Here is a 15,324-nt window from a genome sequence, read left to right on the forward strand (position 1 = left end):
TAGGAGAAGGTCCATGGGTCTGTTTGACAAACTGAAATCACTAGTTTCGGAAGACAAAAGTAGCAGTGGCAGTATTGAAATTATCGCCCCACTATCAGGCGAAATCGTCAATATTGAAGATGTTCCAGACGTTGTGTTCGCAGAAAAAATTGTCGGTGACGGTATCGCCATCAAACCTGCTGGCAATAAAATTGTTGCTCCAGTAGACGGTACAATTGGTAAAATCTTTGAAACCAATCATGCGTTCTCTATTGAGTCAGACGATGGTATTGAACTGTTTGTTCACTTCGGTATTGATACCGTTGAGCTCAAAGGCGAAGGCTTCAAGCGTATCGCTGAAGAAGGCCAAGCGGTCAAAAAAGGCGATTTAGTCATTGAATTTGATTTAGCACTGTTAGAAGAAAAAGCGAAATCTGTTCTGACGCCAGTTGTGATTTCTAACATGGACGAAATCAAAGAGTTAAATAAACTGACGGGTTCAGTGACAGTGGGTGAAACTGTCATTATGCGTATCAAGAAATAATTACTACGCATAATAATTGAAAAACCATCAGGTGCATAACCTGATGGTTTGGTTCGTTCTAGCATTTCCTAATGAAAGTCTGACCTTCCACCTAAAAACAAACTATTAAGAATCAAAAACACCTGTCGATAAGTAGCGATCACCCCTATCGCAAATAATTGCAACAATCACCGCACTTGGATTTGCTTTCGCCACGCGTAAAGCCCCTGACACCGCACCGCCTGAGCTTACGCCACAGAAAATGCCTTCAAGCCTAGCTAGCGCTTTCATGGTCTCTTCAGCATCTTGCTGGTTAACATCCAGTACGCTATCCACAAGTTCACCATCAAAAATCCCAGGAAGATACCCCGGTGACCAGCGGCGAATACCCGGTATTTGGCTTTTTTCAGCAGGCTGCAAACCAACAATATGCACGTCTTTTGATTGCGATTTCAAATAACGGCTAACACCCGTGATAGTGCCGGTTGTTCCCATGCTTGATACAAAATGGGTGATCTTACCGTTCGTTTGCTGCCAAATTTCAGGGCCTGTTGTTTTAAAATGGGCAAGTGGGTTATCCGGGTTATTAAATTGGTCTAAGACTTTCCCCTCCCCATTTTTTTCCATCTCTTTCGCAAGATCTCGCGCCCCTTCCATACCGACGGTGGTGCTGACCAAAATTAACTCAGCGCCGTAAGCTTGCATTGATGCTTGGCGCTCTTTACTCATGTTCTCAGGCATTAAAAGCTTTAATTTATACCCTTTTACCGCGGCAATCATTGCCAGCGCAATACCTGTATTACCACTCGTTGCTTCAATTAATGTATCACCCGGCTTAATTTCACCGCGTTTTTCAGCTTCGCTGATCATGGAAAAGGCTGCTCTATCTTTTACTGAGCCTGCCGGATTATTCCCTTCAAGTTTTACCCAAATTTCAGCATCAATCCCTTGCGTCAAACGCTGAAGTTTTACTAATGGGGTGTGACCAATAAATTGTTCCAGAGTTGACACTTTCGTATCCTTATAATTTTTATTTATCATTTAGAATTAATAGAAATAAGATATTACCCCAATAAGCCTATGAGTGGACATGAATTCTCTTCATATTATTATTAGAAAAATAGATTATCTTTATTACCCATAATGATATAGCTAATTGATATATTATATTACAATAAGTTTATAGAATTACCAGCTATATTTCTTATTTTCATGGCAAAAAAAGATTTTATATATCAATACATTAAAGAAATGAAATAACGAAAGACACCCATTGGCAATAATCAATGCATGGATGAATAAAAGGATATATAAATGATAGGAATAATAGAAATCAACACCGATAATGTTTAACTTATCGGTGTTATAAATAATGGAAAGTTATATTCAAGCACTTTGCGCTAATTGGGGAAACACTAATTCAGTATCACCTTGATATATTTTTGCTTCTTGACTGCCAAGAAAATAATGCTCACCGCGATTAGGAATTACCGTATTTGATTGCCAAATCACGGATAATGGGCCATTCCCCCACCCTATAGGTTGCACGGTCAGCTGCCAGAAATGTCCTCTTGGGCCTGATTCTATCACTCTAACAGGAAGACGGTGCAATGCATCCACTTCAGACCTCAATGAAACATCCCATGGACGTAAAAAGACATCCACTTCCCCTTGGTGAGCACTGGTATGATTTAACGAAAACTCATAACCATCAATCGCTAAAGCAGAGCCTTTGATCTGGGCAGATATCTGGTTAACCTCCCCCATAAACTCCAGTACAAAGCGGGTTTCTGGTCGCTGCCAAATGTCATTTGGTGTGCCAACCTGCTCAATGTGTCCTTGGCTCATGACCACAATTCTATCCGCAACTTCCATCGCTTCTTCTTGGTCATGCGTCACAAATACACTGGTAAATTTAAGCTCATCATGCAATTGGCGTAACCAGCGACGCAGTTCGATACGCACCTGTGCATCTAACGCGCCAAAGGGCTCATCTAGCAGTAAAATTTGCGGGTCAACGGCAAGCGCTCGCGCTAACGCAACACGCTGCTTTTGCCCCCCTGAAAGTTGAGCAGGAAAGCGCGAAGCTAAATGAGCTAATTGTACCATCTCCAGCAATTGCATCACTTTTTGCTTAATCGCTTGGGATGATGGTCGCTGCTTGCGTGGCAACACCGTTAAGCCGAACGCCACATTATCGAATACCGTCATATGGCGAAATAATGCATAGTGTTGAAAAACAAAACCAACATGCCTATCTTTTGCGTGAATTTGGCTCACATCTTGCCCGTGAAAGCGTAATATGCCCCCACTTTGCTGCTCAAGCCCTGCAATAATCCGTAATAAGGTGGTTTTTCCTGAACCGGAAGGGCCTAATAAGGCCACCATTTCACCCGATGCAATATCCAGTGAAATATCGTTGAGTACTTGGGTTTTCCCAAAGAACTTACCGATTTTTTCAATTTCAATACTCATGTTTAATGGACTCCTGATTCAGACTGCTGACGGCTTAAATGCCACTGTAATGCACTTTTAAGGATTAACGTAATAATGGCCATGAGCGCAAGAATAGCCGCAGCGGTAAATGCACCGACCGTGTTGTAGTCCTGATGCAATAGTTCAACTTGTAACGGTAATGTGTAGGTTTCACCACGGATAGCGCCTGAAACGACCGATACCGCACCAAACTCACCAATTGCCCGCGCATTAGTTAACACAACGCCGTATAACAGCGCCCAGCGAATATTCGGTAATGTGACTCTCCAAAACATTTTCCAGCCTGATGCACCAAGTAATACTGCGGCTTCATCTTCTTGGCTGCCTTGGCTTAACATCAATGGAACCAATTCCCTCACCACGAACGGGCAAGTCACAAATATGGTGACTAATGCCATTCCTTGCCATGAAAACATCACTTGAATATCAAAGCCTTCAAGCCATCCCCCAAGCCAACTGTTTGAGCCATAAAACAGCAGGTATAACAGCCCCGCCACCACTGGTGAAACCGCAAAAGGGATATCTACTAATGTGAGTAATAATTGCCGTCCAGGGAACCGAAAGCGCGTCACTAGCCACGCCATCATGGTGCCAAAAATTAAATTAACAGGAACCGTGATCAATGCAATTAATACTGTTAATCCAATCGCATGCAACATATCGGGGTTAGATAAATTAAGCAGAACTTCCCCTAACCCTTTTTGAAACGCCGTAATAAAAATCCAAATAATTGGGATCACTAACAACAGGATGGCAAAGAAAATACCTGCGGCGATAAGAAACCATTTCCCCCAGTTTATCTGTGACCGTTGGGCGGTTTGTAACGGAGTGATTTGTGCCATTATTTCCCCCCCAATCGTTTACCAAAGCGGCTTTGTACTAAATTGACACTGAATAACAAAAGTAGTGAGACGGCTAGAATTACCGATGCAACCGCACTTGCCGCAGGGTAATCAAATTGCTGTAACTGGCTGAAAATCATTAAGGAAACTACTTCTGTTTGCCAAGCAATATTTCCTGCAATAAAGATAATCGCACCAAACTCGCCGAGGCTACGTGTGAATGACAGAACGGTTCCCGCCAGCAATGCAGGGGAAAGCTCCGGCATGATCACACGGCGAAAAGTTTGCCAGCGACTTGCACCCAATGTTTGTGCTGCTTCTTCGTATTCTGGCCCCAGTTCTTCCAAGACAGGCTGAACAGTGCGGACTACAAATGGAATGCTGGTAAATGCCATTGCCACGGCAATTCCTAACCAAGTATTCACCACCTTGATATCAAACTGGTGAAGATATTGACCATACCAACCTGACGTCGCAAATAAAGTGGCCAGTGTTAATCCAGCAACTGCCGTTGGCAATGCAAAGGGCAAATCCACTAAACCGTCTAGTAATGTTCTACCTGGAAAGCGATAGCGCGTTAAGATCCATGCCAATAACATGCCAAACACCGCATTAAATAAGCTTGCCACCAAAGCAGACAATAATGTCACTTTATAAGCCGCAACGACTTGTGGGTAGCTAATCACCGCCCAATATTGTTGCCATGTCATTTCAGACAATTGGATCACTAACGCACTCATGGGTAACAGCAAAATCAAACAGGTATAAAACAAGCTGCTACCTAGCGTCAGGCCAAAGCCCGGCAAAAAACGCTTTCCAGACCGACTCATTAACGGCGCCCTTGTGCCATTAGTTCATCAAACTCCCCTCCCGTTGAGAAATGCACGTCCATCACTTTTGGCCAGCTCTCAAATTGGGATTCAACCGTGAATAATTTTGTTTCTGGGAATTTGCTTTTGTTCGCTTCCATCACTGCTTTGTCATTCACGCGGTAATTAAAGCTAGTAATAATTTCTTGTGCTTGCGGGCTATATAAATAATTTAAATAAGCTTTAGCGACGCCTTCCGTGCCATTTTTTTGCACATTTTTATCAACCCAAGCGACTGGGAATTCAGCAAGAATATCCACTGGCGGCACAATCACTTCGTAATCAGTTTCACCGTATTGTGAACGAATATTGTTCACTTCTGACTCAAAACTTATCAGCACATCCCCAAGGCCGCGCTCAATAAATGAGGTTGTCGCACCACGACCACCGGTATCAAACACTTCCACATTTTTAAGGAACTGCTTCATTTGCTCACGTGTTTTCGCGGTATCGCCTTTATTTTCTTGGTTAAATGCACCCCAAGCAGCAAGGTAGGTATAACGGCCATTGCCAGATGTTTTTGGATTTGGAAAAATCAATTTCACATCACTGCGAACAAGGTCATCCCACGTTTTAATCCCTTTAGGGTTATCTTTACGCACTAAAAACGCCATCGTGGAATAGTAAGGTGAGCTGTTATTCGGTAAGCGCGCCTGCCAATCTGCGGGGATCAAATTTCCTTTATCATGCAAAATTTGCACATCAGTCACTTGGTTATAAGTCACCACATCGGCTCTTAGCCCCTGCAAAATTGCTAAGGCTTGCTTTGATGAACCTGCATGAGATTGCTTGATAGTTAATTTGTCATCAGGGTGAGCCTCATTCCACTGTTTTTCAAACGTTGGATTAAGCGCCACAAATAACTCACGAGCAATATCATATGAACTGTTAAGCAGTTCAGCAGCGAATAAATGCGGGCTACCTAATAAAGACACGGTCGCTAAGCTGGCTAAAGCCGTTTTCTTAAAAAAAGTTGTTTTCATGTCATTCCCATTCGTCACTAAACCAAAATACCTGTATGGCTCCACTGTAGCGGTTTTGGTTATAACTGGGTAGTTATCAATCAAGTTTTGATATATCAAATTAGAATAACAAAGAAACAGAGGAAATAAGCACTAAAATTTTATTAAGTATTAGCAAGTTAAGTACGTGAATACTGTTCAGTTATAAAATTAAGCTTGGTGATACGTTGATAAATTGTCTCAAAAAACACATGACATCCACTTTATACTTGAGCAGTCATAACGTCGTGTGTATCGTGTGTATATCAGTTAACGAAATGGAGGGATCGTGAAAAGTTCGGAACTGATAAATATATTACAGAAAAATGGTTGGGAACTTGAGCGTATAAAAGGAAGCCATCATCAATTTTCCCATCCACATTTTTCAATTATCATTACAGTTCCGCATCCACAAAAAGATTTGAAAATAAGCACATTAAATCAAATTCTTAAGGCCGCGAAACTGAAACACTAATCGAAAGAAGCGTTCGTCACTGAGCGCCATCTTTATGGAGATGAACTCATGCTTTATCCTGCCTTTATAGAGATTGATCAGGATGGCAGTGCAAGTGGCTGGTTCCCTGATATTGCAGGATGCACGTTTGCTGGTGATAACGTTGAGCAGGCTTACACCGAAGCAAAATCAGCAATTGATGCACATTTTGAATTATTATGTGAAAAAGGATTCGATATTCCATTACCTCAATCACAGCAGTACCATGTTACAACAAACGCAAATGACTACCAGCAGGGTGTCTGGGTATTTGTAGATATTGATATGGATAAATATGATGGACGAGCTGAGCGAATTAATATCACTTTGCCACATCGGTTATTATATCGTATTGATAGGTTAGTAAAAATGACTCCTGAGTACGATAGTCGAAGTGCTTTTCTCGCCGAAGCAGCACGTAAAGAGTTGCAAAAAGCCATGAAAAATCACGAAAAATAGTAACTCAGTAAAGTGCTTTAAAGAAAAGGGAATCGCCGCATCCGTGCGGCAAGGAGTCATCTATAGCGCAAGCAAGGTTTCAATCGAAGGCGCGTAATAATAGCTACCAGAGACCGCTTTAGTCATACGCAGCAGGTCATCATGTTTACCGTCTTTTTCACCGAACATGCTTAACAGTTGCTGTTCAATATTGTGTAACCTTGCACAATAGGCAATGAAAAATAACCCGTGTTTACCGCTTGCTGTGCCATATGGCAAGCTGTGGCGCATCACGGAAAGCTCTTCACCATCTTCTTCAATCACGACACGAGAGACGTGGGAAGTGATATTTCGAGCATCTTCATCCAGTTCAACGCTGTCTTTCTTCGTGCGGCCAATCATTTTTTCTTGTTCATGTTCAGAAAAACGATCCCACTTTCTTAAATCGTGCTCATAGCGTTGCACTAAAACGTAACTTCCGCCTTTATCATTACCTTCTTCAATCAAGGTGACTTCGGCAATCTCTTCCCCTTGCGGGTTCTCAGTACCATCAATAAAGCCACTTAAATCGCGGTCATCAACCCAACGGAAACCATGAATTTCTTCAACGACATTGATGGACTTACCGAATGCTTTTAGTGCCGCTTGCGCTAATGAGAAGTTAATATCATGGCGTAAAGACTGAATATGAATGAACATATCGCGCTGAGTTGCAGGTGCTAGCCCTTTACCTAACGCTCTAAATGGCTTTAATTCAGGTGCACTGTCTGCACGCCCCATTTGCTTCCACGTATCAGAACCAAATGCAATCACGGCCCCTAGGCGGTCATCTGGGTATTGCGCCTGTAATTTTGTTAAAGCATCGACAAAGTTTTTGCAACCTGCTTTCACCTCATCCAGCGAACCTTCTTGCACCAATGCTTCAATAAAAATACCGAAACGACTATGTTCTTTCAAAATACCACTTTGAGAATGAGACATACGGTAAACCTCGTAAAATGAATATGTTATCTAACCTATCTATTATCTAGGACGATATCACTATCGTACCCTATCGTCATGTTCTTCACCTTGTTTTAACGCAAGGCTTTATAGGTTTCGCTCTCTATTATAAGAAAGAAAATTTAACAAAGGGGAAATTTCTTTAAGAAACTTAATAGAAAAAATATTGGAGAGATAAAAAAATACCGTAAATGATTTAACTACTTACGGTATTTTTAGAAAAATACTTATTTATGCCAAAGAATTTGAGAGATTTCCCACTCTTTTAGGTCGTTATCTGATGGCATTAAATCTTCAGGGCCTTGCCACTTACCTGTAAAGCGATACACCACTTGGCTAGATTGTGGTGAATTGCATTCCACAGTAGGGACATTATCAATGCGCTCACCTAACCCACAGACACCAAAGGCTTTTTCATAAATGTCACTAAATGGTGTACCGATTTTTGGCCCCCATTCCGTCACAACATTCGGGTCACTCACCACAATTCGTGAGACATAACCATGCTCAGGGCCAATAATTTCAACTTTAACTTTATCGTCATCCATACCTTGGAAAATCGTGACGACCTCGCCATTTTCCAATTGCATCCCATTACGAATGGCATAACGGTTATTCAGTTGTTCTTTAACAGCATCCGCCTGCATGGGGGTAAAATTAGTCACTTGGCCAAGGCCTGAGCTGGACACCATTAATGGGCTACTAAACCACGTTGATGGCGAAAAAGCTTTGAACCCCGCACAACCAGATAACATTAATATCGAGCCTAAAAGGGAAACTTTTAATGCCGGGGCTAGCCATGTTTGGCCATTGAGATTTGCATGTTGGGACATATCATCCTCTTTAATTCGTCGCATAATGCATATTGTGACAATCTATTTGCCGAAACATTCAAATCAATGAAGCAACAAATAGCAATTAACTTAGAAATCCGTTTCGTGGGTTAATTTTTTCGAGTAAATAAAACGCTCAGGCTGTTCTTCTTCATACTGCATTTTTTCAAACATATAGATAGCGGCATCAGATTCTTCGCTAACTAATAATTCTATCCTGCCACATCCACGGGCAATCAATTTCTTTTCAAGGCGGCTCACTAACGCATTTGCGATGCCACGCCCGCGGTAATCAGGGTGTACAGCAAGGTAAACGGCGGTGCCACGGATCCCATCATAACCGCCCATAATAGTGCCAACAACTTCCCCAGTTACTTCAGCAACTAAAAACAAGTCTGCACCACATTGTAATTTACGTTCGATGTCTAGCTCAGGGTCACCTGAGAATTCATTAAGGGAACAGCGCTCCCATAATGTCAGCACCTCTTCATAATCACCTTGGCGGAAGATCCGTATTTCCATAACATTTGCCCGTTTAAACTAATCTTCCTGCCATTATCACTGGTTTTACAACACAATCAATATTCAATATGCCTTTTTTACCTTAAAGGGGTATACTTTAACCATAATTTTTTCCCTTTGGTTTTATTAGAAAACAATGAATTACCCTGATATTGATCGTGTAAAAGCCTATTTGCAAAGCTTGCAAGAGTCAATTTGCAAAAAAATTACTGAACTAGATGGTAAGGAAACTTTTCTAGAACAAACGTGGGAGCGCGCTGAAGGTGGTGGTGGCCGTAGCCGTGTTTTAACAAATGGCACCCTCTTCGAACAGGCAGGTGTTAATTTTTCGCACATAAAAGGTGCACAACTGCCAGCCTCTGCATCTGCACACCGACCTGAACTGGCTGGTCGTAGTTACCAAGCGATGGGCGTTTCACTTGTTATTCATCCCTTAAATCCGTATATCCCAACGACTCATGCTAATGTGCGCTTTTTTATAGCCGAAAAAGCGGGAGAAACCCCCGTTTGGTGGTTTGGCGGCGGGTTTGATTTAACGCCATATTATGGTTTCACTGAGGATGTTATTCATTGGCATACGGTTGCACGCGACTTATGCCTTCCTTTTGGTGAGGATATTTATCCAAAATACAAAAATTGGTGTGATGAATACTTCTTTTTAAAGCATAGAAATGAGCCTCGTGGCGTTGGCGGTTTGTTCTATGACGACCTCAATCAAGGTGGTTTCGATAACTGTTTTAACTTTACCCAAGCTGTCGGTAATGGTTTTTTACACGCTTATGTCCCGATTGTTGAAAAACGCCGTGACTATTTATGGAGTGAACGAGAAAGACAGTTTCAGTTATATCGTCGTGGCCGCTATGTCGAATTTAATCTTGTTTGGGATAGAGGTACATTATTTGGTCTGCAAAGTGGTGGTCGAACCGAGTCGATTTTAATGTCAATGCCCCCCCTTGTTCGCTGGGAATATGACTATCATCCTGAGCCAAATAGCCCCGAAGAAAAACTCTATACCGACTTTTTAATTCCAGGTAAAGAGTGGTTATCACCTTAATTAATAATATGCGCTTATAGAGAAAGGTAGAAAAAATAGTTTTTTACCTTTCTAATAAAATGCAACAGTCATTAATTTAATTCCTTAAATATCAGATAGTTACAATCATAACATAACCGATTATGATTCCATCTCACTCAATTGAAATGGAGTTATTATCATGAATCATATCCTTGCTCGTTCATTATTATCCCCATGTTTAGTTTCTAATCTTATTACTGAAAATGATTCGACTGAGCTTAAATCTACACTGATACATATCAATGATATGATGAGCCGTATCTATACCGATGAAGAAGTCCAGCGCCAACGTAACTTGCTTTCTCGCTGTGAGGTTAATGCTGATAACAGCTATAATCGCGTTATTCGCGATGCTCAACAACTTGTTGCACACTCCAACCATCAGCATTCTGAACTTCCTATTTGCCAACTTGATGAACTGTCTGATGATGAACACATGCTCTATGATGACTATAAAGTTGTGATGAGTGAAGGAGATGCAAAAGCCCCATCAAAACCTGCAGGTCATGTTTTTGATTCAATTGGGACTATTCGAACATTTTTTAAGGATAAATTAAATATTGGTCAAATGTTTGGCTGTGCTGCTAATATCAATGCGATTATTCATTTTGGAACAAACTACGCCAATGCTTTCTGGGATTCTCAAGCTATTTTCTTTGGGGATGGAGATGGAAAAACTTTTGGTCCATTCTACAATGATATTGACATAATCGCGCACGAACTCGCCCACGGCTACATTAGTTCGGAAGCTAATTTTAACTATATATTTCAATCTGGTGCATTAAATGAATCTGTTGCTGACGTTATCGGCATCATGGTCAAGCAATATGTCAACAATGAAAGTGCTAGCACATCCAATTGGTTACTCGGTGAAAACCTTTTTATTGATAAAGTGAAAGCCCCTGCCCTGCGTTCTATGTCTAAACCAGGTAGCGCATATTATTTTTCAAAATACAATAAAGACCCACAAGTTGCTCATATGCAAGAGTATAAAGATCTACCTTATACTATTGATAACGGTGGTGTTCATATCAATTCAGGTATTCCAAATCGGGCATTCTACTTGTTGGCAACTGAATTAGGCGGCAATACTTGGGATGTTGCTGGGAAAATATGGATTGCTGCGGTTTCCGATCCTGAAATTACATCAAAATCTAACTTCAAACAGTTTGCAACCGCAACAGTGAATAATGCACGTAAACTATTTGGGGAAAAAGTGGCCTTACAAACACAAAAAAGCTGGGAAGATGTTGGGCTGGTACTCGATAAACCTTAATTGTTCACGACAAACCAATACATTAAAATGTAATTGATTATCCAATCGTTTTTTAGTTTTTATATAAAAAAGGCCGATGTTTAAGCACGGTAAATGCCCAATCACTCAGCCTTATATTGCAGTAAAATTTTAACTAAACCCACACGTTAACGTTTTTTCTTTTTACGACCCGGTTGTGTAAATTTTTTACGTGTAGGGTTTTCAGGTTTCGCTTTTGGCTTACTTCCTGTATTTTGCTTCGTACCATTACCACTATTACTGCTTGCCTGTGCCTTTTGTGGTTTTTTCGGCTTAATATCCGATTCTGATTTTTCCATCAGTTCAAATAGATCGATAAGCTCATCGTCAGTTAAATCTCGCCACTCACCAACAGGTATCCCTGCCAATCCCACATTCATAATACGAATACGTTCAAGCTTAGTCACCTCAAAACCAAAGTGTTCACACATACGGCGGATTTGACGGTTAAGCCCTTGCACAAGGGTAATGCGAAAAACAAATGGCGCTTCTTTTTTGACCTTACATTTTTTGGTCATTGTGCCAAGTATAGGAACACCTGCGCCCATGCCACGGATAAACTCATCGGTAACGAGTTTATTTACCGTCACAAGGTACTCTTTCTCATGGGAGTTGCCTGCACGCAGAATTTTATTGACCAGATCCCCGTGATTGGTTAAAAAAATCAGCCCTTGTGAGTCTTTATCTAACCGCCCAATCGGGAATATGCGTGTACTGTGATTCACATAGTCAACAATATTATCTTTCTCACCACTTTCTGTCGTACTGACGATCCCCACGGGTTTATTGAGGGCAATAAGAATTAAGTCATCTTCATTGCGCTCTTCAATCAGTTGGCCATTTACTTTGACCACATCACCTGCAAAAACTTGGTCACCGATGCCTGCTCGTTTCCCGTTGATAAACACATTACCTTGTTCAATATAACGGTCGGCTTCGCGCCTTGAGCAAATACCACTTTCGCTAATATATTTGTTAAGACGTGTAGAAGAACGAGTATCCATAAATTCCCTCAATCAGTTATGCCCCGCCGACACCATTATTATGAGTTATTGGCCACACGGATTTGCACTTGAATCACTAAAATTGTCAAAATATCATATAACAAAAAGCCGTAACAGCTTGATATGTTACGGCTTTAACGTCTGTTAAGGCTAAAGTACCTTAATGACAGACTAACGTTTTTTCAAATGCTGCATCAAACGCTTACGCTTACGTAACTGTGTTGCTGTCAGCTTGTTTTTCTTATCCGCATACGGGTTTTCACCCTCTTTAAACAGAATACGGATTGGTGTTCCCATTACTTGTAATGAACGGCGGAAATAGTTCATCAAGTAACGTTTATAGCTATCTGGTAAATCAGACACTTGGTTACCGTGGATCACCACAATCGGTGGGTTATGCCCCCCTGCGTGCGCATATTTCATTTTCACGCGACGGCCACGGATCAACGGTGGTTGGTGCTCATCTTCAGCCATTTTCATAATACGGGTCAGCAATGCCGTACCAACACGACGTGTTGCAGATTCATAGGCTTCTTGAACAGATTCAAATAAATTGCCCACACCGCTACCATGTAGCGCAGAAATAAAGTGAATGCGCGCAAAATCCACAAAACCAAGACGTAGCTCAAGCATGTCTTTGACGTGTTCGCGATCTTCTGGCTTCATACCATCCCATTTATTGACCGCAATGACCAATGAACGCCCCGCATTCAAGATAAAGCCCAGCAAAGATAAGTCTTGGTCAGAAATGCCTTCACGTGCATCGATAACTAATAAAACTACGTTAGCATCTTCAATAGCTTGCAACGTTTTGATGACAGAGAATTTTTCAACCGTTTCAGTAACTTTACCGCGCTTGCGCACCCCTGCCGTATCAATAAGAATATATTCACGCTCATCACGTTCCATTGGAATATAGATACTGTCACGGGTGGTGCCTGGCATGTCAAATACAACCACACGCTCTTCACCTAAAATACGGTTTGTTAATGTTGATTTACCCACGTTAGGGCGACCAACAATCGCTAATTTAATCGGTAGCGTTGTTGGGTCAAAATCATCTACTTCGTCCTCAGCAAGCTCACCTTCGGCCTCTAACTCAGCCCAATATGCCGCATTTTCTTCTTCTTCCGTTAACTCAACTTCTTCTTCATCTTCACCAACAAATGGTTTCAATGATTGTTCAATTAATTGAGTGACGCCACGACCGTGGGAGGCGGCGATAGGATGAATTTCACCTAGACCAAGGGAATAGAAATCACCAATTGCTGTGGTAACATCAATACCATCAGTTTTGTTGGCAACTAAATAGGTTTTTTTCTTACGGCTACGTAAGTGTTTAGCGATGCCTTCATCCGCAGGCATTAAGCCTGAGCGCGCATCAACCATAAAGAGTACGATGTCTGCTTCTTCAATCGCTTGTAAGGACTGTGCTGCCATGTGTGTTTCCACACCTTCTTCAGTCCCATCGATACCACCCGTGTCGATAATAATGAATTCATGCCCTTCAACTTCAGCACGCCCATATTTACGGTCACGAGTCAGACCGGGAAAGTCCGCTACTAATGCGTCACGGGTACGGGTTAAACGGTTAAATAACGTGGATTTTCCTACGTTTGGACGCCCTACCAGCGCTACGACGGGTATCATTCTTAGATGCCTCACAACTTTAATTAACTAAGGAATTCTGAGGCTTAAACTCAGAAAACAAAAAAACGAAACGGCTCCTGTTATCAGGAACCGTTTATTTTATCGGTAAAATGGCGGTTTGTCAGGAAATTAACGTGTTAACAGATAAACTGTTCCGTTTTTCGCCTGAACCATGAGCTTATCACTCGCCACAACTGGACGTGCATGAATACCGGAGCTATTCAATTTGTTTTGTGCAACAAAGCCACCAGTGTTCATATCCAACCAGTGTAAATAACCTTCTTTATCACCAACAACAAGGTAGCCATTATACATTTCTGGTGCAGATAACCCACGGTTTAATAGCTCTTCTTGCGTCCACAGAGTCACGCCATCACTTTTACGCACAGATAGCACGCGGTCATTTTGGTCTACCAGATATAAGTTTTCACCGGATAAAACCATGTTGTTTACTGAGCCTAATTCGCGTTTCCACAGAATTTGCCCTGAGCGCATATCTAACGCAGCTAATGTGCCGTTGTATGCAATCGCATACACTTTGCCATCGTCAATGATTGGTGACATATCGACATCATTCAAACGACCGATTTCAGTGGAGCTAGTCACTTGTGAAATACGTTGCTGCCAAATTAGTTGGCCTTGGGATAATAATACCGCACTCACACGGCCGTTATCACCACCGACGATTGCGGCACCAAAGGCGACCGCTGGCGCTGACTCACCACGTAAAGACAGTGATGGCGTATCCATGTTCACGGTCCATTTGATTTCACCGCTGTTAACATCTAACGCCTGCAACTGACCATTGCTGGTATGAATCATCACTAAGTCATTGCTAACCGTTGGTTTAGACAGTGCTTCACCAGCAACTTCCACATCCCAAACAACTTGTCCATCGTCTTTGTTCAACGCAATCACTGTACCACGTTCTGTACCAATAAAGATTTTATCACCATCAACGGTTAAACCACCAGACAGTAGCGCAGACAAATTAGCAGAAAGGAAGCCAGTACGCTTAGAGAGATCAACAGACCAAATTTCTTTACCGCTATCGAGCTCTAATGCTTTCACTAAACCTTTACGATCAGCCGCATAGACTGCTGAACCATCCCAAACAGGCGCTAATTCAGAGTAAAATTGTTCAACGCCATTACCAACAGATTTATCCCAAACAATTGATGGGGTAAATTGATTCTCAACCTGTGGAAGTGGCGCCATAATGATAGAATCAGTTTCGCTGGAACAACCGGCAAGTAAAGCTGAAGCGACGAGGCCTATCAAAAGAGTTTTGCGCAACTGCATG

General features: G+C 41.8%; 16 protein-coding genes. 5 read left to right on the forward strand and 11 right to left on the reverse strand.

What is annotated here, in order from left to right; genetic code table 11:
• Positions 1-13 precede the first annotated feature (13 nt).
• A complete protein-coding gene (gene crr, locus ABWP91_RS11225; RefSeq protein WP_206082435.1) occupies positions 14-523 on the forward strand; it encodes a PTS glucose transporter subunit IIA in 510 nt (169 codons plus the stop codon).
• Positions 524-628: 105 nt separating this feature from the next.
• Here crr and cysM read toward each other — a convergent pair whose 3' ends face one another.
• From cysM to ABWP91_RS11250, 5 genes are all read right to left on the reverse strand, one after another.
• Positions 629-1,513, reverse strand: coding sequence for a cysteine synthase CysM (gene cysM / locus ABWP91_RS11230; RefSeq protein WP_353243363.1), 885 nt, complete (start codon positions 1,511-1,513; stop codon positions 629-631).
• Between the two features lie 375 nt (positions 1,514-1,888).
• Entirely contained in the window at positions 1,889-2,977 is a 1,089-nt protein-coding gene (gene cysA, locus ABWP91_RS11235; protein WP_353243364.1) for a sulfate/thiosulfate ABC transporter ATP-binding protein CysA, read from the reverse strand.
• A 2-nt stretch (positions 2,978-2,979) separates the two neighbouring features.
• On the reverse strand, positions 2,980-3,840 hold the full coding sequence (gene cysW / locus ABWP91_RS11240; RefSeq protein ID WP_353243365.1) for a sulfate/thiosulfate ABC transporter permease CysW: 861 nt from the start codon (positions 3,838-3,840) through the stop codon (positions 2,980-2,982).
• Positions 3,840-4,670, reverse strand: a complete 831-nt coding sequence (cysT, locus tag ABWP91_RS11245; RefSeq protein WP_353243366.1) for a sulfate/thiosulfate ABC transporter permease CysT — start codon at positions 4,668-4,670, stop codon at positions 3,840-3,842. Before cysT ends, cysW begins: the two co-directional genes overlap by 1 nt.
• The gene (locus tag ABWP91_RS11250; protein ID WP_353243367.1) at positions 4,670-5,692 is read right to left on the reverse strand and encodes a sulfate ABC transporter substrate-binding protein; all 1,023 of its coding nucleotides are present in this window, start codon (positions 5,690-5,692) and stop codon (positions 4,670-4,672) included. The genes cysT and ABWP91_RS11250 overlap by 1 nt, the downstream gene beginning before the upstream one ends.
• Positions 5,693-5,999: 307 nt before the next feature.
• Here ABWP91_RS11250 and ABWP91_RS11255 point away from each other — a divergent pair, with 307 nt between their 5' ends.
• Together ABWP91_RS11255 and ABWP91_RS11260 are read left to right on the forward strand one after the other, a co-directional pair.
• Positions 6,000-6,185 (forward strand): type II toxin-antitoxin system HicA family toxin, encoded by a 186-nt coding sequence (locus tag ABWP91_RS11255; RefSeq protein ID WP_353243368.1) that lies wholly within the window; start codon positions 6,000-6,002, stop codon positions 6,183-6,185.
• A 48-nt stretch (positions 6,186-6,233) separates the two neighbouring features.
• On the forward strand, positions 6,234-6,662 hold the full coding sequence (locus ABWP91_RS11260; RefSeq protein ID WP_353243369.1) for a type II toxin-antitoxin system HicB family antitoxin: 429 nt from the start codon (positions 6,234-6,236) through the stop codon (positions 6,660-6,662).
• Between the two features lie 60 nt (positions 6,663-6,722).
• On the opposite strand, the gene ABWP91_RS11265 is transcribed toward ABWP91_RS11260, so the two are convergent.
• The 3 genes from ABWP91_RS11265 to ABWP91_RS11275 all read right to left on the reverse strand — a co-directional run bounded on the left by ABWP91_RS11265 (position 6,723) and on the right by ABWP91_RS11275 (position 8,998).
• On the reverse strand, positions 6,723-7,622 hold the full coding sequence (locus ABWP91_RS11265; RefSeq protein WP_353243370.1) for a Dyp-type peroxidase: 900 nt from the start codon (positions 7,620-7,622) through the stop codon (positions 6,723-6,725).
• 248 nt (positions 7,623-7,870) lie between these two features.
• Positions 7,871-8,476 (reverse strand): RpoE-regulated lipoprotein, encoded by a 606-nt coding sequence (locus ABWP91_RS11270; RefSeq protein ID WP_353243371.1) that lies wholly within the window; start codon positions 8,474-8,476, stop codon positions 7,871-7,873.
• 90 nt (positions 8,477-8,566) lie between these two features.
• Complete coding sequence (locus tag ABWP91_RS11275; protein WP_353243372.1) at positions 8,567-8,998, reverse strand: GNAT family acetyltransferase; 432 nt, start codon at positions 8,996-8,998, stop codon at positions 8,567-8,569.
• 136 nt (positions 8,999-9,134) lie between these two features.
• Here ABWP91_RS11275 and hemF point away from each other — a divergent pair, with 136 nt between their 5' ends.
• Positions 9,135-10,052 (forward strand): oxygen-dependent coproporphyrinogen oxidase, encoded by a 918-nt coding sequence (hemF, locus tag ABWP91_RS11280; RefSeq protein WP_353243373.1) that lies wholly within the window; start codon positions 9,135-9,137, stop codon positions 10,050-10,052.
• A gap of 160 nt (positions 10,053-10,212) precedes the next feature.
• Positions 10,213-11,349 (forward strand): M4 family metallopeptidase, encoded by a 1,137-nt coding sequence (locus ABWP91_RS11285; protein ID WP_353243374.1) that lies wholly within the window; start codon positions 10,213-10,215, stop codon positions 11,347-11,349.
• A gap of 146 nt (positions 11,350-11,495) precedes the next feature.
• On the opposite strand, the gene rluF is transcribed toward ABWP91_RS11285, so the two are convergent.
• The 3 genes from rluF to bamB all read right to left on the reverse strand — a co-directional run bounded on the left by rluF (position 11,496) and on the right by bamB (position 15,323).
• Positions 11,496-12,371 carry a 23S rRNA pseudouridine(2604) synthase RluF gene (rluF, locus tag ABWP91_RS11290; protein ID WP_353243375.1) on the reverse strand — a complete coding sequence of 292 codons (876 nt, stop codon included), beginning with the start codon at positions 12,369-12,371 and terminating at the stop codon, positions 11,496-11,498.
• Between the two features lie 171 nt (positions 12,372-12,542).
• Positions 12,543-14,021: a ribosome biogenesis GTPase Der gene (der, locus tag ABWP91_RS11295; RefSeq protein WP_353243376.1), complete on the reverse strand. Its 1,479-nt coding sequence runs from the start codon at positions 14,019-14,021 to the stop codon at positions 12,543-12,545.
• A gap of 129 nt (positions 14,022-14,150) precedes the next feature.
• Positions 14,151-15,323 (reverse strand): outer membrane protein assembly factor BamB, encoded by a 1,173-nt coding sequence (bamB, locus tag ABWP91_RS11300; protein WP_353243377.1) that lies wholly within the window; start codon positions 15,321-15,323, stop codon positions 14,151-14,153.
• Between the last annotated feature and the right edge of the window lies 1 nt (position 15,324).

It is taken from the genome of Providencia sp. (genome assembly GCF_040396775.1).
In the GTDB taxonomy this organism is placed as follows: Bacteria; Pseudomonadota; Gammaproteobacteria; order Enterobacterales; family Enterobacteriaceae; genus Providencia.

Coding starts and splice junctions, on each gene's coding strand:
- crr (WP_206082435.1), top strand. CDS start 14: ATGGGTCTGTTTGACAAACTGAAATCACTAGTTTCGGAAGACAAAAGT.
- cysA (WP_353243364.1), bottom strand. CDS start 2,977: ATGAGTATTGAAATTGAAAAAATCGGTAAGTTCTTTGGGAAAACCCAA.
- cysW (WP_353243365.1), bottom strand. CDS start 3,840: ATGGCACAAATCACTCCGTTACAAACCGCCCAACGGTCACAGATAAAC.
- cysT (WP_353243366.1), bottom strand. CDS start 4,670: ATGAGTCGGTCTGGAAAGCGTTTTTTGCCGGGCTTTGGCCTGACGCTA.
- ABWP91_RS11250 (WP_353243367.1), bottom strand. CDS start 5,692: ATGAAAACAACTTTTTTTAAGAAAACGGCTTTAGCCAGCTTAGCGACC.
- ABWP91_RS11260 (WP_353243369.1), top strand. CDS start 6,234: ATGCTTTATCCTGCCTTTATAGAGATTGATCAGGATGGCAGTGCAAGT.
- ABWP91_RS11265 (WP_353243370.1), bottom strand. CDS start 7,622: ATGTCTCATTCTCAAAGTGGTATTTTGAAAGAACATAGTCGTTTCGGT.
- ABWP91_RS11270 (WP_353243371.1), bottom strand. CDS start 8,476: ATGTCCCAACATGCAAATCTCAATGGCCAAACATGGCTAGCCCCGGCA.
- ABWP91_RS11275 (WP_353243372.1), bottom strand. CDS start 8,998: ATGGAAATACGGATCTTCCGCCAAGGTGATTATGAAGAGGTGCTGACA.
- hemF (WP_353243373.1), top strand. CDS start 9,135: ATGAATTACCCTGATATTGATCGTGTAAAAGCCTATTTGCAAAGCTTG.
- ABWP91_RS11285 (WP_353243374.1), top strand. CDS start 10,213: ATGAATCATATCCTTGCTCGTTCATTATTATCCCCATGTTTAGTTTCT.
- rluF (WP_353243375.1), bottom strand. CDS start 12,371: ATGGATACTCGTTCTTCTACACGTCTTAACAAATATATTAGCGAAAGT.
- der (WP_353243376.1), bottom strand. CDS start 14,021: ATGATACCCGTCGTAGCGCTGGTAGGGCGTCCAAACGTAGGAAAATCC.
- bamB (WP_353243377.1), bottom strand. CDS start 15,323: ATGCAGTTGCGCAAAACTCTTTTGATAGGCCTCGTCGCTTCAGCTTTA.